This window comes from Pseudomonadales bacterium (genome assembly GCA_041395945.1).
Taxonomy (GTDB): domain Bacteria; phylum Pseudomonadota; class Gammaproteobacteria; order Pseudomonadales; family Azotimanducaceae; genus SZUA-309.
Map to the genome: position 1 here is coordinate 2,432,677 of JAWKZN010000001.1, position 19,476 is coordinate 2,452,152.

A 19,476-nucleotide genomic window follows, 5' to 3' on the forward strand; every position below is an offset into this window, starting at 1 on the left:
TTGTCCTGTCTGTCAACTGGCGTTTGATTCGCCTGGCCATCATACGGGGAGCTTCGCTGAAATCGTAGGTCGCATGGCTGAGTGGCTTACCGGCGCAGGCCTGCAGATGATCGAGGGTGCTGATCATCGGTGGAATTCCTTATGGAGCGGATCTCAGCTGTCAGGTTGAATCCCTCGGATTCGCACACCGAAGGAGCATGGCATGCACAGAAAAGCAGATCGCACCGCGCAGTTCATCAGATACATGATGCTGATCACGGTGGCTGCGTGGCTTCCGTCGACGGCGAATGCACATCCGTCCTTCGCACGACAGTACGGGATCAGCTGCAATGTCTGTCACGTCGCCTTTCCCAGGCTGAACGAATTCGGCGATCAGTTCGCCAAGGACATGAATTTTCGACTGCCTAACTGGCGGGATACCACACTTGAAACAGGCGACCAGATGCTCGCCCTTCCGAAACAGATCCCGTTGGCGATTCGTGCACAGGCATTCGTGCAGGGCCGGGATGGCAAGTCCATCGATCCGATCAGCGGGGAAACCGAGGCGGATTCGGACGTCGACATCCAGGCACCCTATCTGGTCAAGCTGCTGTCAAGCGCTCCGCTGTCCGATCACATCAGTTACTACGTATACGCAATCGCCGCGGAGAAAGGCGGCAATCTTGAGGTCATTGTCGAGGATGCCTGGTTCAGCTATGACGACATCCTCGGCAGCGGGGTCCGCGCCCAGCTCGGTCAATTCCAGTTGTCGGACCTCATGTTTCCCAGAGAAACCCGCATGACGTTCCAGGATTTCATGGTCTATCGATTCGCCGGCGTAACCTACGACCGGGGTGTGTTGTTTGATCGTGGCGCAGGGCCGCTGGATCTTTCTCTTGGTTTTTCTAACGGCAATGGTATAGAACAGAATTTCGGTATCAACAGCCCGGGTTACCGGCGATCGGACAAGATGTTCGACAATGATACCGAGAAAACCGTGTTCGGCAGAATTGGCACCGAGATCGCCTCGGCATCAGTTGGTATCTTCGGACTGGTTGGAGAGCAGCGCAACGCCACTGGACCGGCAGGTACGGACAGCGGCGATCGCGATACGGACAAATACTCCGTGGGCCTGGATCTTTCAGGCACCGTGGCCAACCGCTGGCACTGGTTCGGACAGGTGATGTGGAATCGCTGGTCGGATTTCCTGGATCCCGGCACAGACTACGACTGGACCGGTGGCTTCGCCGGTGTGGACTATGTACACAGCGATAAATGGGTATTTTCCGCGCTGCTCAACTACGTCGATGCCGGTGATCTGAAGGACACCGACACTGTCTTCGAAGGCATAGACATGCGCACCCTCTCTTTCGCAGCCAGCTACTACTTCATGCGCAATGTGAAGGGAACGATCGAAGTGAACGTGGATATGCTCAGCGAAGAGAATCAATCGGGTAGCTATTTCACCGGCCATCTGGATCAGGAGCACTACATCCTCTTCGGAATCGACGCGGCTTTCTGATGTTTGTCCGTCTAGATCTGTCAGTGATGGCCACGATTTTCAGGCATAACTTGCAGACTGCCTGGCAGTACCCGTCATAGGGAATCGGGTTGGTGGACACCAGACCTTTCGGTGGATCGGAACTGAAGCACGTGTCTTTCCCTCAGGAATCTGCGAATCCAGCAAGAAAAGGTCGGAGATTAGGGTATCCCGTGGTCTCCCAGGCGCCATCCACAAACAGGTTCGAACCGGAGATGTAACCGGCGTCATCGCTTGCCAGGAACAGTGCGGCAGCGGCCACATCCTCAGGCGTACCCCAGCGGTTCATCGGGATCCTTTCCATGAAAAGGGAATCCATGCCCTGGAATTCCCTGAAGGCGGCGGTCAGAGGAGTATCCGTCAGGCCCGGGGACACCGTGTTGACACGAATCCTTTTTACAGCCAGTTCCAGTGCCGCATTGCGTGACAGCATTTCAACACCCGCCTTGGCACAGGCGTAGGCGGCACCGCCGATCATCGGCACATGGCTGTTCAGTGAAGCGATGTTCACGATGGCGCCCCCTCCTGACTCTGCCATCACCCTGGCCTCATGTTTGACTGACAGGAACACGCCCTTCAGGCAGATATCCACGGTGGTGTCCCAGTCCTCTTCGGACAGGTCCATGATCTCGCCAGGCACACTGAGCCCTGCGCAGTTGAAACCCAGATCGAGGCCACCGAACTTTTCCATCGCGAGAGCGACCATAGCTTCTACCGGGCCTTCGTTTCTCACATCGACTGCGATCGTTGCAATACGATCACCGAGCGCCTCTGCTGTTGAAGCCAGGGACTGGGAGTTGAGATCGGCAACGACCGCGCGACCACCTTCTGCCACGAGTCGACTGACTATCGCCAGGCCGATACCCGACGCACCACCCGTCACGACGGCGACCTTGCCTTCAAATCGATCTGTCATCACCGGATTCTCCTCGGGAGCCTCTGATCAAGTATCAACGATGCCTAGTGCGCCAATGGGTGCGGCCGCAGCTGAACCTTACCGACATAGGATTTCGGTACCTCCGAATGATGGATCGGGTCACCACCGTTGGTGAACCACAGTCCCCGGCCTTTCCAGCCGGCTTCGACGTCGTCAATCCTGCCGTCCAGGCCGCGTGTAAAGGTGTTCAGCGGAAAGGGAATTCTGATCACCGTGAATGCCTCGGCCTGCTGATCAAACGCCAGCAGGGAATCGGAACCTGTCCCGTTCAGGACAACGGTATTCTCACCCAGGCCCAGCGTGTTGAAGCGATCCACGAACAGGTAGTAATGGAAGTCCGCTCCCAGTTCCGTATCTTTGCCATCGGGCGTTTTCATCATCGGGCCGGGACTGCGATACAGCGTCCAGCCCTCCGGGCACTGATCTCCTGCGCCCCAGTATTGTTTGCACTTTGATCGATCGAACCGGGCGAGGTGACCGCTGCCGCCCATGGACGCCCAGATGATGCCGTTGCCGTCTACATCCACACCCCTGGGGCCGGCGCCGGGTGCCGGTGGTGTGTAGGTTTCCACGCGGCCGGTCGCCGGGTCATAGCGGATCAGCCTGCCACGATAATTCAGGTCCTCGCCTGGATTGCCGCCTGGCTGAGCTGTCCAGATACTGCCATCAGCGGGATTGGGAATGATGCCGTAGTTGAAGCCGACCAGGGTCATATCCGGTTTCGCATCACCGTCACTGTCAACGATGGTCTCCACCCAGCCCTGCGCCGTCTCGAGGGTCCCCGGCTTCGCAGGGTCATACTTCGCCGGATCAAACCAGCCGATCACGAACGAGTCACCGCTGGTCCAGAGCACACCGTTTTCATCGAACTGCAGGTGATGGGTCCCGTAGCAGGTGTCGATCAACTGGATGCTGTTGTCCGCCGTGTCGAAGTAGCCCAGCTGGCGATGGTGGTAACGACCTTTGATCCCGGGGGCATCCCGGCAGAATGCCGGCAGGTCAGCGTCCCACTGCCTTCGCACCTGCGTTGTCATCCAGACACGGCCCTGATCATCGAGCATCGGGTTGTGGGGGTTGGCCGGGTTGTCGTACCTGCCCTCGAAAGGGGTGATCCCGGGTTCAACCGGGCAACCCAGGGAGCCGAATCCCATGGGGATGACGGCATCGCCTGTTCCGAGCATCTCTCCCTGGTAGGTCTGTTCACACCAGGGTGTCGAAAAACCATCCAGGGTTGGCACCTTGTGCATTGCCGCCGTGTGCCTGACCGGGTCAACGACCAGCAGGCGGTCGTTGGCAAGATCGACACCATAGATGGGACCATTCGCGTAGAGCATCGGGTTGCGCTTGTCCGTGGCAATCTCATCGTGGGCATAGGTGTAGGCATCGCCCCATTCCCACTGGGTGATCACCAGGTTCCGTTCGACACCGGCAGGTCGTGGCGGCATTGGCGGTGTTTCTCCGGCCATGATCCGCTTCGACCAGTCTTCCAGACTGTCCAGCAGCAGGTCGCGGCCCAGTCCGTCCGCCGTCACATGCATGTAGGTGGCCTTCCTGAGGCCATGATCGAACATCTCACGGGTTCGTGTGCGCGTAAACGCTGACCCCACCTGGTGGCACAACTGGCAACCCAGCTTGAAGTAGTTAATCCAGCCCGGGTGATCCACCGGAGGCTTCACCATGGACAGCCAGTAGCTGGCCGGATAGATCGCCGCTGCATCGGTCCCTGTCGCCCTGCTGACGCGCAATTCAACCGGTGTACCGGGCGTTGCCGATACCCTGCCGGAATCCCGGATGCCGTAGCCCCGCGCCCACACCTGATGGTCACCGGCTGGCAGATCGGGGACGACAAAGCGACCGTCGTCATCAGTGACAACGATCTTGCGGTAGCCCGTGGGCAGCGACGCGGTTTCCGCAATGACCCAGACACCGGCCTCCGCATGTCCTTCAGGTGAGACGACCCTCCCCTCTATGTAATCGTCAGCCATTGACGGTAACGACTGGATTGCCAGCACGGCAAATAAAAGCCTGGACAGTATCCCCATACTCACCTCCCTCGGGTGTGCTTCATCAGTGAGCAACCACGCCATGCAACCACTGCACAATGGATTCGTTGATCAACACATGGAGGTCCCGTTCCGGATGGCGGAACCAGTAGGACACCGGGGCAGTAATCTGCAGCAGCGCCAGTGAGGCCATGAGGCGAACAGGTAGCGTGGACGTCAGTTGCCCGCCGTCGAGGCTTTTCTCAACGATGGTGACGACAATCTGCAGCAGTTCCGGGTGTCCCGCGTGAAGCCCGCGACTGCCGGCCATCTGGGAAAAGTCCACCGCCAGTGCTGTGGCACCCGGCGCCGCCTGTGTCCAGGTCTCGGCAATCTCTTCCCCGACGATCCTGAGTGCAGCCTCAACATCCATCGGTTCCGCGACATCGAGTCGCTGCTGGACACGGGTTGCCAGTCGCCGGTTGAATTCCAGCAACAGTTCCGCCTTGGTCTGGTAGATACGGAAGAAAGTCGCCCGTCCTACCCCGGCTGCGGCACAGATTTCTTCGATCGCGATATCGTCGTAGCTCCGCGTGGCTAACAACTCCATCGCTGCATCGAACAGGCGCGCACCATTCTCGACACGGCGTTTTGTCCTGCCATCGATCTCAGGTGGTTGCTGATGCACTGACGTGTCCCTGTTCCATCTTCCTCCGCGTAAACGCTACCGCCCAAGATCAAACCCTTCGTGCTCATTCCCCAGTCTGTCATCCAGCGCTCGGTACGCTTCCCCCTCGTATTTACGTACCTCGGCGCGACCAACCACCATGTGATGGACCTCGTCCGGACCGTCGGCAATCCGCAGGGACCGCTGGGATACCCACATGTTCGCGAGCGGCGTCCACTGGGTTACGCCGGTGGCACCATGCATCTGGATCGCTTCATCTATGATGTGGCCAATCTTTTTCGGCACGTTGGCTTTGATTGCGCTGACATAGATCCGTGCTTCCTTGTTCCCCAGTACATCCATGGCCTTGGCCGCCTGCAGGACCATCAGTCGGCAGGCATCAATTTCGTAACGGGCTTTCGCCACGACCTCGATGTTCTTGCCAAGCTGGATGATTGGTTTACCAAACGCTGTACGCGACGATGCTCGCCGAATCATCAGTTCCAGAGCCCGCTCACCTGCACCAATGGAACGCATGCAATGGTGGATCCGACCCGGTCCCAGGCGTACCTGAGAAATCTCGAACCCGCGTCCTTCTCCCAGCAGGATATTGTCCTTGGGTACACGGCAGTTACGGAACCGTACGTGCATGTGCCCGTGCGGTGCCTGTGTTTCGCCAAACACTCTCATGGCGCCCAGAATCTTCACTCCGGGTGCGTCGAGGGGCACCAGGATCATCGACTGCTGTTTGTGCGGCGGTGCATCCGGGCTGGTCTTCACCATGGCAATCATCACCTTGCAGCGGGGATCTCCAGCACCTGAAGTGAAGTACTTCTCCCCGTTGATTACCCACTCATCGCCGTCGAGTACCGCTTCGGTTGAAATGTTCTTGGCATCCGATGAAGCATATCCAGGTTCTGTCATCGCGTAGGCGGACCGAATCTCGCCACGCAGCAGCGGCTCGAGCCACTGCTCTTTCTGTGCCGCTGTCCCCACTCGCTCAAGCACCTCCATGTTGCCGGTGTCCGGTGCCGAACAGTTGAGCGTTTCTGAGGCCAGCGGGTACCTGCCCAATTCGCTGGCGATATAGGCATAGTCAAGGTTGCTCAAACCCTCCCCGGTTTCAGCGTCCGGCAGAAAGAAGTTCCAGAGACCGGACTTCTTGGCCTTTTGCTTTGCACCCTCCAGCAGTTCCAGCTGACCGGGCGCATGCTCCCATTCATGTTCGCGCTCTGCACCGAGCCGGGCATACTCATCCATGATCGGAACAACGTTCTCCTGGATGTGTTTTTTTACCGCGTCCAGCAAAGGCCGCGCTTCCTCAGACATGGTCAGATCGAATAAATCAGGGTTAACAGACATGGTTTTTCTCCTGGTTCTGTCTCGTTTCGTTGATAGTCGGGCCCTGGCAGCCTCAATTGATTCTTTGTCCGTAACGACGATCCTGCTGCGGAGACCGGGGTAAGCAGGTTACTCTTGATTTGAGACTAAAGTATCATTTACCCTGATCTGATACAACAGTCTCAAATGTTCAGGCAACAGCAAGGGCAGCCGTCAATGTTCACAGCTAAACACAGGGAACAGCTCGCGGAATCGGGCTACTGTGTCATCGAGGATGTGCTCGACCGGGCAGAGGCTGCCGATGTCCGTGCACGGCTGGTTGCAGCAGCGCAGGAAAGTGAGCGTCGCGGTATTCCCACTCATATCAAAGGCCTGGACCCGGATGATCGAAACGTCAGGGTTTTTAATCTGCTCGACCTCGACCCCGTATTCATCGAGCTGATCCGTCATCCTCTTGCACTGGAGATCGCCGGCCACCTGCTGGACGATGACTTCATCGTCTCGAATTTCACCGCGAACATCGCCAGGCCGGGCAGCCGTTCCATGGTGATTCACTCCGACCTGGCCGTTGTGCTGCCGGAGCCCTGGCATGCACCCTGGAGCCTGAACGTGATCTGGTGCCTGGACGATGTGCGTGGTGAAAACGGCGGCACCCTGTTCATGCCGGGCAGCCACCACTTTGAACGACTCGCTGAACTGCCAGACGACATTGCCGCGAAGATGATCCCGTTTACCGCAAAGGCCGGCAGCATCGTCGCCATGGAAGGACGCCTCTGGCACACATCAGGGGAAAACCGCACGCGCGACGAGGAAAGAGCCCTGCTGTTCGGATATTACAGCCGCTCGTTTATACGCCCTCAGTGGAACTTCAACGTCGGGCTGTCTGACCGGACAAAGGCCGGGCTGGCGCCGGAGATGCGCCGTCTGCTCGGTCTGGAACTGACCGCAAACATCGCACCGCTGGCCGGCCTGCCCGATAGCCGCACCAAAGAAAAGAGGAATCACAATGGCAGCACTTAACGGCGGGCAGCTGGCCGCACGAACCCTGAAAGAAGCCGGTGTGGAGGTGGTGTTCGGCGTTCATGGTGGACACCTGGACAGCTTCCTGATGGGTTGCGCGGAGCAGGACATCCGGGTCATCGACTGCCGCCATGAGGCCGCCGCGGTCAACGCCGCAGATGGCTACGCCCGCGCCACGGCCGGGCTGGGTGTGGCGTTTGTCACCTCGGGACCGGGACTGACCAATGGTCTTGCAGGCATCACCAACGCTGCAGCAGATGACGTTCCCGTGCTGGTGATCACCAGTTCCTCCCCCATCCGTGAGATCGAAACGCGGGAACTGCAGGGCGGTCTCGACCTCATCGCCATGGTTGGCCCGGTCACACGCTGGGCCAGGAAAATACTCGCAGCCGAACGCACCGCTGACATGGTTTCGCTCGGTATCCGTCATGCACTGGCCCAACGCGGCCCCGTGGTGATCGATATGCCGATCGACGTCGCTTTCACCCCTGTCGAGGAAGCCTCCATGCCACCCCACGGGGAGCCCCGTGTCAGCTCGGCCGCCGTGGCGCGCGCTGATCATATTGACAGTGCCGCCAGGCTGCTCGAAGCTGCCGAGCGTCCTGTGGTCATTGTCGGTGAAGGTGCCCTGACCGAGAACATCAGGGAATCGCTGGCAAACTTTGCCGAAGCCACCGGCGTACCCGTCTTCAGCAACCTCATCGCGCCCTACGGCCTGCCGCGCGACCATGACCTGAGCGGCGGCAATACCCTGTCGCTGGGATTCCTGCAACCGCCGCCGGATCTTGTCGTGCTCGCGGGCGCCAGGCAGGGCATGTTCACCGGCGGCCGTGCGGGCGGTGCGATTCCCCCCGGCGCGAAAGTCATCCAGCTCGATCCGGATGCCGTCGAGATCGGCAGGCTCTATCCCGTGGACCAGGCCCTGGTCGGTGCGCTGGGGCCCTCCCTGGATATGCTCGCCGTCGCGGGCAACTGGCCACAGCGGGCAGACTGGATCAGTGCAGCAACCTCTCTGCCTGACATGGGTCCCATCCTCTTTCCTGACACCGGGATGGAGGCGGATGGCATTCACCCGCACAGCGCCGCCAGAGAAATCGCCAGCGCCCTGCCCGAAGATGCAATTCTGGTGTTTGATGGCGGGGAAGCGCCGTTATGGGTGCTCGGTGCCCTGGGGAAGACCCGTTTCCATACTCAGCTGAACCTCGGCTACCAGGGTCATCTCGGCTCCGGCCAGGGCTATGCTATGGGTGCGCAGATTGCGCACCCGGACAAGCGTGTGATCCAGATCGCCGGCGATGGCGCCATCGCCTTCCAGATCCAGGAATGGGACACCATGGTCCGTCATGGCCTGCCGGTGGTCACGATCATCTTCAACAATGCCTGCTGGGGGATGTCGATTCATGGACAGCACGCCGTGTACGGCGGCCGCGACGTGGCAACCCGCCTGGCACCGACCGCGTACGAAATCGTCGGTACCGGTTTCGGTACTCATGGAGAACTGGTCGAGACGATTGAAGAGATCGGGCCCGCTATCGAACGCGCTCTGGCCTCGGGCAGCCCTGCGGTGATCAACATCCGTATATCGGCCGAAGTGGTGCACCCGATTACGCATGCTCTGCTGGGTGAGCTCGACAACGAGAACCAGATAGTCGTGCCCTACTACCAGAACCTGCCCGCACAGATCCGGGAGTAGACCTGTTGCAGCGCAAACTCGAAGAGATCAAGGTCATCATTCAACCGCAACGGTGAGGCAGGAACCATGACAACGACAATGAACGGTCGCGCCCTGCTCGCCCAGAGAACACCCGGCTGTTGTGCCCGGCGATTGGAAGGAGTGTTTGAACTATGAGAACCGAGATCTGCGACCTCACCGGGCGTGAATTTCCACTGTTTGCGTTCAGTCATTGCCGCGATGTCGTGGCCGAGGTCAGCAAAGCGGGTGGGTTCGGCGTGCTCGGCGCAGCCGGCCCCCCTGGGAGACCAGAATCCGGCTGCCGACATGTGCCGCTTGAGAGGAGACACGGATGACACAGGTGACGCTCGTCGAGCACCCCCTTTCGCCCTACGCTCAGAAGGTAAAGATCGCGCTGCTGGAGAAGAACGTGCCGTACTCGACGCTGGCGCCGATGGGTGCCTCCGAAGAGGCGCAGACCAGGCTGCACAGCGCCAACCCGCGCGGCGAAGTGCCGGTGCTGCTGGATGGCGAGCTCGCCCTCTACGATTCCACCATCATCCTGGAATACATTGAGGATCGCTGGCCCGATCCACCATTACTCCCCGCTACTCCCGCCGGGCGCGCCCGGGTGCGAACCATAGAAGACGTGATGGATACGCACTTCGAAGCCAATACGTGGGGGCTTGCCGAGGTGCGGTTTTTTCGACAGGCCGCAGGCGAACAGGCCGATGCGATCATCCGCTTCGGCGAAGAGCAGGTTACGGCATGGCTCGCCTGGCTGAACCGGGAGCTCGGCAACCAGCCTTACTTCAATGGAGACACCTTCGGCTGGGGCGACATCGCGGTCGTACCGTTCGTCAACGGCGCGGCCCGCTTCGATATTTCTCCGGACGCGCAATCAAAGCTGAGCGAATGGCTCCGGCGGGTGAATACACACCCCCTCTGTTGCACTTGCCCATGCCGAAGCACAGGCTGCCGAGCTCGACCCGGAGGTCATGACGGCGGCCCTGGCAGCCGGCTTCAAGCGCGAATACCGTGATCACCGCCTCGAGTGGATGATCCGTGCCGGCGCGATCAACGTCGTACAGGCGGGGTTGACCGCCGACAACATTCGTTTCACCGAAACATTCACCATCGAGTAGACCATGATCCCGACACTGCACCACTATCCACCCAGCCTCTTCTCCGAGAAAGTGCGCGCCCTGCTCGGCTATCTCCAACTCGAATGGCACTCCGTGATCATCCCGCCGATCATGCCGCGACCGGATCTCATGCCGCTATCCGGCGGCTATCGCAAAACGCCGATCATGCAGATCGGAGCGAATGTATATTGCGACTCGGAGATCATCTGCCGGCGGCTGGCCGAACTTGCCGGGGATCAATCGCTCTACGCGCAGGGTTTCAATGCAGAACGCGTCGCGCGGTGGGCGGATACCGAACTGTTCCGCACGGTGGTGGCGCTGAACTTCCGGCCTCAGGCCATTGCGGCGCAGATGAGCCGGATGTCCGCCGCCGATATCGAAGCATTCCAGAAAGATCGCGCAGACCTGTCGGCGGGCGCGCCGATCGTCTCGGTTGACCCGGCTGCCGCCGAAGCACAGTTCAAAGGCTTACTGCAGAGCCTGGAAAATTCGTTGGCGGCAGAATTTCTGTTCGGCGACACCCCAGGCATCGCCGACTTCAGCCTTTACCACTGTCTGTGGTTCGTCGCCGGAAACGCCGCCAATGCATCGTTGCTGGAAGGCTGGCCAAAGATTCAGGCGTACATGCAGCGTATCGCGGAATTCGGTCACGGAAAACCTACCGAAATGTCCTCTCGAGAGGCACTCACCGTCGGGATGAACGCAGAACCCGTAGCACCCGCGAACGCCAGGGTCGACCCGCGCATCGCGGGGGATCTGCATGCGGGAGATCCTGTCACCGTCGCAGCCAATGACTACGGCCGGAATCCCATCGCCGGCAGCCTTGTCAGCTGGACAGCCAATGAGATCGTCATACAACGTAACGATCCCAAAGTCGGAGCGGTGATGATCCACTTCCCGAACATCGGTTTCGAGGTTACCGCCACGGACAGGTAGTTACGCATGCCACCGCCCGACAACACGCCGCTCCATCACGTTGTCGAGAGCTAATACCCACAGTTGCCAGCTCGGCTGGAGGCCGGGGGCGCGTCTATCCGATACCGCATCGCCATGGGATCCTATGCCGGTCAGAATGCGCTCACCCTGATGCTTGAGAAGGAAAGTGACGTTATCTCCTCTTCGGGGTACCGGGATCTGATACTGCCAGTGTCCTGACCGACGTACTGCAGCGGGTCACGATGAGAAGACCTTTCTGTAGAGAATCCTGAGGCCGATCACGGCCAGTGACAACGGCGCTCCAACATTGTTGAACGGCGCAAGCAACTGCGCGCGCCATCCGTCTTCGATGCTGATCAACGGTATTTGAGCCAGCTCGAACATGATGTCCTGGAATGGCAGGGCGACCAGCGCACAGGCCAGACCAACCCCGATACGGGTGGCAATCACCCGGCGGCGGTGGCGCTCAGCCCTCGACAGCACATCGGCAACAAACGCCTCACCGGCGAGAGCTTCATCCGCCATGCTGAAGAGACGTTGAATGCCCGGATCTCTATCGTCTACTTTCAACGTTACTTCCCGTCCCCGGGTGTATCTCCATAGGCCGCCAGGCGCTGACGCAGACGCTCCGTGCCACGACGGATGTAGGATTTGACTGTGCCCAGTGGTAACCCGCTGAGCTCGGCGATTTCATCGTGAGTCATGCCTTCGTGATACGACAGGACGATACACAAACGGACCGGGCTGGACGGAGTCGCCAGCGCCCGGTCCAGATCCATTGCCACACCACTCGCATCTTCCGTCACCAGAGCAGCGGCATCAGTGCCTCCTCGGACAGCAGGCTGAGGAACCAGCCGAGCAGCGCAAGTCCCGGCGCACACGCCAGGGTGATCATTGCACCGATTTTCAACTCGCGGCCGATTTGCTTCCTTTCTCCGCCAAGTATTTTGTCGATTAACGCATGGTCGACCGGTTGACCGCTTTCCATCAGGCGGCGGAGTGTCTCGTGCTGCGCTTCCCGCTTGCGGATTCCATCCCAGAGGCCGGCTATCACGACAGCGGCAATGAAGAGCCAGAAGCCGAGAGCCGCCAGTCCTGCACCCAAACCTTCCATTTCAATTCCTCACATTTCGGCTGGTCTTACCCTGAGTGATGCACCCCCGGGATCATCTGGATGCACCCTCCTGTTACCAGAGCACGCGACGTCCCGAAACCAGGACAGGCTTTTCCAGGGACAGCTCCTTGACGCCAGCCTGCGGTCTGCAAGATAACCGGCTGCGAAAATCCCGATCCAGGCGCCAGCAGGCCAGATACCGTTCAATCGCACGATTCGATGTTTCCAGGTGTACAGGCGCGTCCTTCCCGATGCCGCGGTGTTGAACGAATCATGCTCCCGAGGCAGTAAACCCGTCAGCCGCTGAGTGCCGCCGCGTGATGACGCAGGTGATCTTCCATGAAGCTCTGAATAAACCAATAGCTGTGGTCGTAGCCTGGATGCCGACGCAGTAGCAATGACTGGCCGGCAGCGACACACGCAGCTTCGAATATCTCCGGGCGCAACTGCTCGGCCAGAAACTGATCCGAATCACCCTGATCAATCAGGATGGTACCGGGGTGGGTACTGCGTTCGAGCAGGGCACAGGCATCGTGACTGGCCCATTCCGATCGCTCCTCACCGAGATAACGAGGCAGGGCCTTCAGGCCCCACGGCACCTGGCTCGGTGCGACGATGGGTGCGAACGCGGACACCGAGCGGAACTGTTGAGGATTGCGCAGTGCAATGGTCAAAGCTCCATGACCTCCCATCGAGTGACCGAAAATGCCGCTGCGCGCCACGTCTATGGCAAAGTGTTCGGCAATCACTACCGGCAATTCATCGCGGATGTAGCTGTACATCCGGAAGTGCGCCGACCACGGTTGCTGCGTGGCATCTAGATAAAATCCCGCACCTTCGCCAAAGTCCCAGTCGTCGACAGCGCCGTCGATGCCGGTGTTACGCGGGCTGGTATCGGGCGTGACCAGCGCCAGGCCCAACTCGGCGGCAATGCGCTGCGCCCCGGCTTTGATCGCAAAGGTTTCCTCGCTGCAGGTCAGGCCGGCGAGGCAGTACAGTACCGGCACCGGTCCGTTGCTGGCCTGTGGCGGCAGATACACGCCAAAGCGCATCGGCAGGCCGCATGCAGTGGACTGATGCCGATAGAACCCCTGCATGCCGCCGTGGCAGCGCTGTTCACTGGCGTACTCCAGCGTCATCCGTAACCCACCCGGGCGCGGATTGATTCCCTGCTTTGCATCAGCTCGAATCCATCGTTGATGTCTGCCAGCGGTATCGCACGAATGATCAGATCCGCGCTGTTTAGCCCGCCTTTCATGGTTCCGTACGCAGCGAACAGTCCCGCATTCTTTCAGCCGATCTATCTTCCGGCTAATGCAGTCAACGCGGCTCTGGCATCGGCCCCCGGCATATGATTAATGCCCGCGACAATACCGGCCAGCTCCCGCAAATCTGCTGGTTCGTTCTCATCTGCTGCAATCGGCAGGAGCCTTGTCCTGTCGGCGTCGCTGACCTTGTGACTGATCCCGGCGATCGCACTGGCTACGGTCTTCACCGAAGCACTGCCCTCGTCTTGAGCAATTGCCGCGAGTACTGCTTTGTCAGCATCACTCGGGAAGTGGGCCAGTGACAGAACAATAGCCGCCATGGTGGTCACGCCGTCATCTGCGTAGACACGTGGTGCGTGAAGCGTACCGATCAGCCAGAGCATGGTAAGCACAGCGGCGGAAACAGTGGTGGATGCGGAAAAAAGTCTCATGTGTCTACCCTCCTCTATAAGCAAACGACTGGGTTGTCGATACTACTCTTTAAGATGTCTGGAAGTAATTGGTCTGCCCCGGGTTTCCCGGATACCGGGTCGAAAGCCTGCTGCCTGTTTTTCGAGCACCGCAGGGCTGGTATCACCCGATGTCGAGTAGCCCGGATATCAGTGGACTGTCAGCACTGGTGAGGGAGGTCTTCGACTTTGAATTCATAGCTGTTAAAGCGCTGCTTTCGGAGTGTTCAGGTGAAGGATGTGGAATCGCGGGTCGGATTTCCTGGATCCCGGCACAGACTACGACTGGACCGGTGGCTTCGCCGGTGTGGACTATGTACACAGCGATAAATGGGTATTTTCCGCGCTGCTCAACTACGTCGATGCCGGTGATCTGAAGGACACCGACACTGTCTTCGAAGGCATAGACATGCGCACCCTCTCTTTCGCAGCCAGCTACTACTTCATGCGCAATGTGAAGGGAACGATCGAAGTGAACGTGGATATGCTCAGCGAAGAGAATCAATCGGGTAGCTATTTCACCGGCCATCTGGATCAGGAGCACTACATCCTCTTCGGAATCGACGCGGCTTTCTGATGTTTGTCCGTCTCGATCTGTCACGCCCGGACTCACAGCCCCGAAGCGGGTAAACCCGTCAGCGGAATAGCGCAGCGAGTCTACGCCACCGCGTGTCGACAGCCGGATGACAGCTGGCAGATACTCAAAGTGCGTTCAGGTTCGGGTGACCTGTCCCACTCACTGAACTGTGACGCGTTCCACTGAGGTCTGATCGAAGGCTTCGATCTCAGGCAATTCGTCCGCGGTGAGTGTTTCCCTGTGCAACAGCAGCCCGGCGGTCTCGTCGAGCTGCTGACGGTGGGATCTCAGGATGTTCAGCGCCCTGGTGAATGCCTGATCGACCAGTGCACGTACGGCTTCATCGATCTGCGAGGCAGTCTGTTCACTGTAGCTGCGCGTGGTGTTGCCATACCCTTGCGGCAGCGGCGCAAACGGCTGGGGCTGGGACTCGTAAGCGACCTGACCGAGTTTCGTGTCCATGCCGTAATGGGTGACCATGGAGCGGGCGATGGCGGTTGCCTGATTGAGATCATCCGCAGCACCGGTTGAAAGCTGCTCAAACACCAGCACCTCGGCCGCCCGTCCGCCCATCAACACGGACATCTTGTCCAGCAGCTCCTGCCGGGTCATCAGATAACGATCTTCGGTTGGCCGCTGGATGTTGTAGCCGAGCGCGCCGATTCCTCGCGGAATGATCGAGATCTTGTGCACCGTCTCAACCCCTGGCAGGGCCAGGCGTACCAGAGCGTGGCCGGTCTCATGGTATGCGACAATCCTGCGCTCATCGGGATTCAGCAGCCGGTTCTTCTTCTCGAGGCCGGCAACAATCCGCTCGATGGCCCGGGTGAAGTCTTCTATGGTGACGTTTTCGGCTCGGCGGCGGGTGGCGAGGATGGCCGCTTCATTGACGAGATTTGCCAGATCGGCGCCGGTGAACCCCGGGGTGAGCGCTGCGATTTCGTCGAGATCGATCCCGGGAGCCAGGGTAATTTTCCGGATGTGCACTTTCAGGATATCGACACGGCCTTGCTTGTCGGGTCGATCGACCAGCACCTGACGGTCGAAGCGTCCGGCGCGAAGCAGGGCGGGATCAAGAATTTCCGGACGATTGGTCGCCGCCAGCAGGACGATGCCCTGGCGCGGGTCGAATCCGTCCAGTTCGCTGAGCAACTGGTTCAGTGTCTGTTCCTTCTCATCGTGACCACCCAGCATGGGGCCGGCACCGCGAGCTCTGCCCAGAGCATCCAGTTCATCGATGAAAATAATGCACGGCGCACTGCGCCGGGCCTGCTCGAACAGATCCCGCACACGCGCGGCCCCTACCCCAACGAACATCTCGACGAACTCGGATCCGTTGATCGAATAGAAGGGCACCCCGGCTTCTCCGGCCACCGCGCGAGCCAGCAGTGTCTTTCCTGTGCCTGGCGGACCCACCAGCAGTATGCCTTTCGGCACGTGGGCACCGAGCCGACCATAGCCTGCAGGCTCACGCAGAAACGCAACGACCTCTTCCAGCTCCGACCTGGCCTCATCGACACCGGCAACATCTGCGAAGGTCACTTTAATGTCCGTTTCGACATAGACCTTGGCCTTGCTTTTACCGATCGACATCAGGTTTCCGCCCAGGCCCTGGCGGTCGGACATGCGGCGGATGAAGTAAAACCAGATGCCCATGAAAATCAGTGCGGGCAGCACCCAGGAAAGCACTGCTGCGATCCATGGATTTTCGATCACGCCGGAAAATTCGACATCCTGAGCAGCCAGATCCTGCGCCAGATCCGGTTCGATTCGCACAGCCTCAATGTACTCGTGACCGTCGTCGTCTGTTTGCCTGAGCTTGCCGCGAACGTGAGTGCTCGAAACGCTCACCGACTGAAGCTTGCCGCCGTTCAACTGCTGCTGAAATTCGCTGTAGGGAACTGTTGCGACTTTACGGGACTCCTGCCAGCCGGAAATGATGAGCTGTGCGAACAGCAGGGCCATCACCAGATACCAGATGTTGATGTGTATCCGCTTATCCTGCGGAGATCTGCCCGGCATATACTGTCTCCCCTGCTTCATTCGAACCGTGATTTCTCGGCGACGAGATATAGACCATTGATCAGTCTGATCATTGCACGATTTTCGAACGCTGTCGGCGGTCCTGATTCCTGAACGTCTCATGATTCCTGGGAGAGGCGAGCAGAGATCTTGGGCGGTTTGCCGGAATTGATGAAATCGTTTAAAAGCGATTTAGCTGATCTGATTCATCAATCAGCTCGGTTCGCCCGGAAAGCGTCGTATCATTGCCTGAAATAGCGCATTCCCACGCTGTTCGACACCGACAATGACAAATCAATGCTGCGTTCTCACGCGGTAATCGCAGGGAGAGAAATTCTGCAATGAAAGAAGAATCGCAGCCCATCGCAGCCGACGCTCTGCAGATCCCGATATCCGAGCTTCGCTGGCAGTGTGTGGAAGACTGGCTGACCTTTACCACCACGGCGGAACTCGAGCCGGTTCAAGGCGTCGTGGGGCAGGACGATGCGATTGAAGCATTGAGTTTCGGCCTGGAGATCGATGCACCGGGGCAGAATGTATTCGTCCGTGGACTGACCGGCACCGGCCGGACGACGACTCTGGAGCATCTGCTGACCGACATCAGGCCGCCCTGCCCGGTTACCGAAGATCGCTGCTACGTGCACAACTTTGAGCAACCGGACAGACCCAGGCTGCTCACGGTGCCCCGCGGTAAAGGCACACTACTCGCAAGGCGGCTGGAAAAATTCGTTGAATTCGTCAAGGCACAGCTTGCACCTGCACTGGGTTCGGACACCGTCAGAGCACGGCGAGGCGAACTGGATGACGCGACGCAAAAATCCATCGTCGAGCTGGGTAAACCGTTCGAAGAAGAGCTGCGTGCCAATGATCTGGCGCTCGTGCCTGTACAGATCGGACAGATCGTGCAGCCGACGATCGTGCCGCTGGTAAACGGCGAGCCGGTTCCGATGGACAGGTTCGAAGAACTGCTTGCACAGGGCACTGTCGATGCACAGCAGGCGGAAGCTGTACATAAGAAGATATCCGAATTCGCGCGGCGTTTCGACGATCTGAGCCAGAAAATCCGCGACGTACAGCAGCACCACAGCGATGCGCTCAGATCACTCTATGAAGCCGAAGCGCGTCGGGCTCTCAGGTATCACGTCGATCTGATTGAAGCTGATTTTCCGGAAGAGGCGGTGCAGACATTTCTGCGCAATGTCGTGGATGATCTTGTCACTCATCGATTGCAGATGCTCGGCGAAGATCTGGAATTCACCCGCAACTATCTGGTGAATCCGATTCTGGCGCGGCCTGCGGATGCTGCCTGTCCGGTGATCCGCGAACGCTCCCCGACACTGCAGAATCTGCTCGGCAATATCGATCGTGAGTTGTCGGCGACCGGCTCGTTTCGGTCGGACCATCTTATGATCCATGCTGGCGCCCTGCTGCGAGCTGATGGCGGCTATCTGGTGCTGGAAGCTCTGGAAGTCCTGAACGAGCCCGGTTCCTGGAAATTTCTGATGCGCGCGCTGAAGACGGGAGAGCTGGAGATCGCACCATCTGATCTCAGCGACTTCTGGTCCGGACCTCTGGTAAAGCCGGAAGCCATTCCATTGCGGGTCAAGGTCATTCTGATTGGCAACTCGGGCCTCTATCAGCTGCTTGATCAGAACGATCCTGATTTCTCGTATCTGTTCAAGGTGCTGGCCGATTTCGAGACCACCATTCCGCGGGACCAGACAGGTGTCCACTACTACGGCGGCGTGCTGGCCAGGCTGGCGCAGGAAGAAAACCTGCTGTCCTTTGACCGCCCGGGGGTCATGGCGATGACCGAACACGGCGCCCGCATTGCCGGTCAGAAAAACCGGCTCACCACCCGGTTTGGTCGCCTGGCTGACATCGCGCGTGAGGCGAACTACGTCGCCGTGAAGGAAGGTGCAAGCCTGGTGAGCCGTTCTCACGTCTACCAGGCAATTGCGCGCGGGCGGCGTCGGGCGGATCTGCCAGCGCGCCGCTACCGCAAGCTCATCACCGAAGGCACGATCCGGATCCAGACACAGGGGGAACAGGTCGCTCAGATCAACGGCCTCGCCGTGATTCAGGCCGGGCCGCTGACTTATGGCTTTCCTACCCGGATCACCGCGAGCATCGGGCCTGGCACCGCCGGCGCTGTGGACATCGAGCGTGAAGCCGAGCTTTCCGGATCCATTCACACCAAGGGCTTCTATATCCTCGGAGGGCTGCTGCGAAACCTGCTGAAAACGGACCATCCACTGGCATTTTCTGCGTCGATCGCCTTCGAACAGAGCTATGGCGGTATAGACGGTGATTCCGCCTCTGGTGCGGAGATGGTGTGTCTGCTCAGTGCACTGACCAATGTACCGCTGCGCCAGGATCTCGCCATGACAGGCGCGATCGATCAGATGGGCCACATACAGCCGATCGGTGCCGTCTCCGAAAAAGTGGAAGGGTTTTACGAGGTGTGCAGGGAGGTCGGGCTCACTGGCACCCAGGGGGTGGTGATTCCCCGCACCAATGCAGGCGATCTGATGCTGAATCCGGAACTGCTCGAAGTCTGCGCGGCGGGAAAATTTCACGTTTACGCAGTAGATACCCTGCAGCAGGCACTGCAGCTCTTCACGGGCTGGACACCGGGAATCTTCGATGAAAACGAGCAGTATCCTGCAGGTACGTTCCTGAGTTTGGCGCGCAGCCGGGCACGCGCCTACTGGGAGATGGTCGCTCGCGAACGTTGAGGGTCAGTACGCTGCCAACAACCCGGCACCACGCTTGCGCTGCCACCGCCGCGCTGTTCGCTCGCGCACTGCCGCATCATCAGCAGACC

19 protein-coding genes are annotated in these 19,476 nt (G+C 59.3%); 8 read left to right on the forward strand and 11 right to left on the reverse strand.

Annotated elements, in window-relative coordinates; all coding sequences use genetic code 11:
• The first annotated feature begins 202 nt into the window (after positions 1 to 202).
• Positions 203 to 1,501, forward strand: a complete 1,299-nt coding sequence (locus tag R3E82_11255) for a hypothetical protein (protein ID MEZ5551459.1) — start codon at positions 203 to 205, stop codon at positions 1,499 to 1,501.
• Between the two features lie 142 nt (positions 1,502 to 1,643).
• On the opposite strand, the gene R3E82_11260 is transcribed toward R3E82_11255, so the two are convergent.
• The 4 genes from R3E82_11260 to R3E82_11275 all read right to left on the reverse strand — a co-directional run bounded on the left by R3E82_11260 (position 1,644) and on the right by R3E82_11275 (position 6,467).
• A complete protein-coding gene (locus tag R3E82_11260; protein MEZ5551460.1) occupies positions 1,644 to 2,435 on the reverse strand; it encodes an SDR family NAD(P)-dependent oxidoreductase in 792 nt (263 codons plus the stop codon).
• Between the two features lie 44 nt (positions 2,436 to 2,479).
• Entirely contained in the window at positions 2,480 to 4,441 is a 1,962-nt protein-coding gene (locus R3E82_11265) for a carboxypeptidase regulatory-like domain-containing protein (protein ID MEZ5551461.1), read from the reverse strand.
• A gap of 82 nt (positions 4,442 to 4,523) precedes the next feature.
• On the reverse strand, positions 4,524 to 5,126 hold the full coding sequence (locus tag R3E82_11270) for a TetR/AcrR family transcriptional regulator (protein MEZ5551462.1): 603 nt from the start codon (positions 5,124 to 5,126) through the stop codon (positions 4,524 to 4,526).
• Positions 5,127 to 5,162: 36 nt separating this feature from the next.
• The gene (locus R3E82_11275) at positions 5,163 to 6,467 is read right to left on the reverse strand and encodes an acyl-CoA dehydrogenase family protein (protein ID MEZ5551463.1); all 1,305 of its coding nucleotides are present in this window, start codon (positions 6,465 to 6,467) and stop codon (positions 5,163 to 5,165) included.
• 195 nt (positions 6,468 to 6,662) lie between these two features.
• On the opposite strand from R3E82_11275, the gene R3E82_11280 reads away from it, so the two are divergent.
• From R3E82_11280 to R3E82_11300, 5 genes are all read left to right on the forward strand, one after another.
• On the forward strand, positions 6,663 to 7,466 hold the full coding sequence (locus R3E82_11280) for a phytanoyl-CoA dioxygenase family protein (GenBank protein ID MEZ5551464.1): 804 nt from the start codon (positions 6,663 to 6,665) through the stop codon (positions 7,464 to 7,466).
• A complete protein-coding gene (locus tag R3E82_11285; protein ID MEZ5551465.1) occupies positions 7,453 to 9,159 on the forward strand; it encodes a thiamine pyrophosphate-binding protein in 1,707 nt (568 codons plus the stop codon). Before R3E82_11280 ends, R3E82_11285 begins: the two co-directional genes overlap by 14 nt.
• 331 nt (positions 9,160 to 9,490) lie before the next feature.
• Complete coding sequence (locus R3E82_11290) at positions 9,491 to 10,180, forward strand: glutathione S-transferase family protein (protein ID MEZ5551466.1); 690 nt, start codon at positions 9,491 to 9,493, stop codon at positions 10,178 to 10,180.
• The gene (locus R3E82_11295) at positions 10,137 to 10,283 is read left to right on the forward strand and encodes a hypothetical protein (protein ID MEZ5551467.1); all 147 of its coding nucleotides are present in this window, start codon (positions 10,137 to 10,139) and stop codon (positions 10,281 to 10,283) included. Before R3E82_11290 ends, R3E82_11295 begins: the two co-directional genes overlap by 44 nt.
• A 3-nt stretch (positions 10,284 to 10,286) precedes the next feature.
• On the forward strand, positions 10,287 to 11,219 hold the full coding sequence (locus R3E82_11300) for a glutathione S-transferase family protein (GenBank protein ID MEZ5551468.1): 933 nt from the start codon (positions 10,287 to 10,289) through the stop codon (positions 11,217 to 11,219).
• 237 nt (positions 11,220 to 11,456) lie between these two features.
• Here the strand turns inward: R3E82_11300 and R3E82_11305 are convergent, their stop codons facing one another.
• The 6 genes from R3E82_11305 to R3E82_11330 form a co-directional block, all read right to left on the reverse strand.
• A complete protein-coding gene (locus R3E82_11305; GenBank protein MEZ5551469.1) occupies positions 11,457 to 11,789 on the reverse strand; it encodes a hypothetical protein in 333 nt (110 codons plus the stop codon).
• Positions 11,790 to 11,791: 2 nt separating this feature from the next.
• Positions 11,792 to 12,025: a sigma factor-like helix-turn-helix DNA-binding protein gene (locus tag R3E82_11310; GenBank protein MEZ5551470.1), complete on the reverse strand. Its 234-nt coding sequence runs from the start codon at positions 12,023 to 12,025 to the stop codon at positions 11,792 to 11,794.
• Complete coding sequence (locus R3E82_11315) at positions 12,022 to 12,333, reverse strand: hypothetical protein (GenBank protein MEZ5551471.1); 312 nt, start codon at positions 12,331 to 12,333, stop codon at positions 12,022 to 12,024. Before R3E82_11315 ends, R3E82_11310 begins: the two co-directional genes overlap by 4 nt.
• A 296-nt stretch (positions 12,334 to 12,629) precedes the next feature.
• Positions 12,630 to 13,472 (reverse strand): S-formylglutathione hydrolase, encoded by an 843-nt coding sequence (gene fghA / locus R3E82_11320; GenBank protein MEZ5551472.1) that lies wholly within the window; start codon positions 13,470 to 13,472, stop codon positions 12,630 to 12,632.
• Complete coding sequence (locus R3E82_11325; protein ID MEZ5551473.1) at positions 13,469 to 13,591, reverse strand: hypothetical protein; 123 nt, start codon at positions 13,589 to 13,591, stop codon at positions 13,469 to 13,471. The genes fghA and R3E82_11325 overlap by 4 nt, the downstream gene beginning before the upstream one ends.
• 42 nt (positions 13,592 to 13,633) lie before the next feature.
• Positions 13,634 to 14,032 (reverse strand): hypothetical protein, encoded by a 399-nt coding sequence (locus tag R3E82_11330; GenBank protein ID MEZ5551474.1) that lies wholly within the window; start codon positions 14,030 to 14,032, stop codon positions 13,634 to 13,636.
• Positions 14,033 to 14,288: 256 nt separating this feature from the next.
• On the opposite strand from R3E82_11330, the gene R3E82_11335 reads away from it, so the two are divergent.
• The gene (locus R3E82_11335; GenBank protein ID MEZ5551475.1) at positions 14,289 to 14,627 is read left to right on the forward strand and encodes a hypothetical protein; all 339 of its coding nucleotides are present in this window, start codon (positions 14,289 to 14,291) and stop codon (positions 14,625 to 14,627) included.
• Between the two features lie 159 nt (positions 14,628 to 14,786).
• On the opposite strand, the gene ftsH is transcribed toward R3E82_11335, so the two are convergent.
• Positions 14,787 to 16,649 carry an ATP-dependent zinc metalloprotease FtsH gene (gene ftsH / locus R3E82_11340; protein MEZ5551476.1) on the reverse strand — a complete coding sequence of 621 codons (1,863 nt, stop codon included), beginning with the start codon at positions 16,647 to 16,649 and terminating at the stop codon, positions 14,787 to 14,789.
• 341 nt (positions 16,650 to 16,990) lie between these two features.
• Between ftsH and R3E82_11345 the strand changes: the two genes are divergently transcribed.
• Complete coding sequence (locus tag R3E82_11345) at positions 16,991 to 19,387, forward strand: ATP-binding protein (protein ID MEZ5551477.1); 2,397 nt, start codon at positions 16,991 to 16,993, stop codon at positions 19,385 to 19,387.
• Positions 19,388 to 19,476: the final 89 nt, after the last annotated feature.

What these genes read in the sequence shown, in the direction of transcription:
- R3E82_11290 (MEZ5551466.1), top strand. Translation starts at nt 9,491, where the DNA reads ATGACACAGGTGACGCTCGTCGAGCACCCCCTTTCGCCCTACGCTCAG.
- R3E82_11315 (MEZ5551471.1), bottom strand. Translation starts at nt 12,333, where the DNA reads ATGGAAGGTTTGGGTGCAGGACTGGCGGCTCTCGGCTTCTGGCTCTTC.
- R3E82_11330 (MEZ5551474.1), bottom strand. Translation starts at nt 14,032, where the DNA reads ATGAGACTTTTTTCCGCATCCACCACTGTTTCCGCCGCTGTGCTTACC.
- ftsH (MEZ5551476.1), bottom strand. Translation starts at nt 16,649, where the DNA reads ATGCCGGGCAGATCTCCGCAGGATAAGCGGATACACATCAACATCTGG.
- R3E82_11260 (MEZ5551460.1), bottom strand. Translation starts at nt 2,435, where the DNA reads ATGACAGATCGATTTGAAGGCAAGGTCGCCGTCGTGACGGGTGGTGCG.
- R3E82_11335 (MEZ5551475.1), top strand. Translation starts at nt 14,289, where the DNA reads ATGTGGAATCGCGGGTCGGATTTCCTGGATCCCGGCACAGACTACGAC.
- R3E82_11275 (MEZ5551463.1), bottom strand. Translation starts at nt 6,467, where the DNA reads ATGTCTGTTAACCCTGATTTATTCGATCTGACCATGTCTGAGGAAGCG.
- R3E82_11295 (MEZ5551467.1), top strand. Translation starts at nt 10,137, where the DNA reads ATGACGGCGGCCCTGGCAGCCGGCTTCAAGCGCGAATACCGTGATCAC.
- R3E82_11285 (MEZ5551465.1), top strand. Translation starts at nt 7,453, where the DNA reads ATGGCAGCACTTAACGGCGGGCAGCTGGCCGCACGAACCCTGAAAGAA.
- R3E82_11300 (MEZ5551468.1), top strand. Translation starts at nt 10,287, where the DNA reads ATGATCCCGACACTGCACCACTATCCACCCAGCCTCTTCTCCGAGAAA.
- R3E82_11255 (MEZ5551459.1), top strand. Translation starts at nt 203, where the DNA reads ATGCACAGAAAAGCAGATCGCACCGCGCAGTTCATCAGATACATGATG.
- R3E82_11265 (MEZ5551461.1), bottom strand. Translation starts at nt 4,441, where the DNA reads ATGGCTGACGATTACATAGAGGGGAGGGTCGTCTCACCTGAAGGACAT.
- R3E82_11280 (MEZ5551464.1), top strand. Translation starts at nt 6,663, where the DNA reads ATGTTCACAGCTAAACACAGGGAACAGCTCGCGGAATCGGGCTACTGT.
- R3E82_11345 (MEZ5551477.1), top strand. Translation starts at nt 16,991, where the DNA reads ATGAAAGAAGAATCGCAGCCCATCGCAGCCGACGCTCTGCAGATCCCG.
- R3E82_11325 (MEZ5551473.1), bottom strand. Translation starts at nt 13,591, where the DNA reads ATGAAAGGCGGGCTAAACAGCGCGGATCTGATCATTCGTGCGATACCG.
- fghA (MEZ5551472.1), bottom strand. Translation starts at nt 13,472, where the DNA reads ATGACGCTGGAGTACGCCAGTGAACAGCGCTGCCACGGCGGCATGCAG.